Origin of the sequence: Bartonella sp. AA81SXKL, assembly GCF_042196945.1 — a bacterium.
Lineage (GTDB): Bacteria > Pseudomonadota > Alphaproteobacteria > Rhizobiales > Rhizobiaceae > Bartonella.
Genome location: NZ_JBHIRH010000274.1, coordinates 1 through 678, shown reverse-complemented (window position 1 = coordinate 678; position 678 = coordinate 1). Strand labels below are relative to the sequence as shown.

General features: G+C 39.5%; 1 protein-coding gene and 1 pseudogene. Both read left to right on the top strand.

Annotated features, from left to right (window positions below; all coding sequences use genetic code 11):
- Positions 1-66 precede the first annotated feature (66 nt).
- Positions 67-468 (top strand): hypothetical protein, encoded by a 402-nt coding sequence (locus ACFINZ_RS11050; RefSeq protein ID WP_375621851.1) that lies wholly within the window; start codon positions 67-69, stop codon positions 466-468.
- Positions 462-678, top strand: a pseudogene (locus tag ACFINZ_RS11045) (hypothetical protein); the annotation flags it as partial. The gene ACFINZ_RS11050 and the pseudogene ACFINZ_RS11045, both read left to right, overlap by 7 nt.

Here is a 678-nt window from a genome sequence, read left to right as displayed (position 1 = left end):
ACACAATGCAATGCCGTTCTTTTGCAAGAACGACAAAGGCAGAATCTAACTTAAAGGAGTAAAATCATGGAAAAGAAGTACGAACTTACTGATGGGAAAGCTGAGTTTAAAGGGGTAACTCTTCACCGTATCCGCGCTTTAAGAGACTTTGGAGTTATTAAAAAAGGTAATTTAGGCGGCTTTATAGAACATGAAAACAACCTATCGCATCATGGTAATTGCTGGGTAGGTGGTAATGCATTCGTCTTATCTTGTGCTTGCGTTTACGATAATGCTCAAGTTTATGATGATGCTGTAGTTTATGGTAGTGCACGAATTAAACATAATGCACATGTTTACGGTTTTGCCGAAGTTTATGGAATGGCAACAGTTTCCGGTAATGCACGTATTTATGGCGACGCAAAAATTTATCGTGATGCGGATATTGATGGCGATAACGTCATGTCCACTGGAGAAAAAGCATGGTGAAAAAATACGAATTGACTAATGAAACAATCGAAGTTGGGGGCAAAACTCTCCACCGCATTCGTGCATTGAGAGACTTTGGTAATGTTAAAGCAGGTGATTTAGGAGGCTATATCGAGAAAGAAGACAATCTAAGTCATGATGGCAATTGCTGGGTTTCTGGTAACGCCAAAGTTTATGGAAAAGCTAAAGTTTGTGGTTTTGCCGAGATTT

What these genes read in the sequence shown, in the direction of transcription:
- ACFINZ_RS11050 (WP_375621851.1), top strand. Translation starts at nt 67, where the DNA reads ATGGAAAAGAAGTACGAACTTACTGATGGGAAAGCTGAGTTTAAAGGG.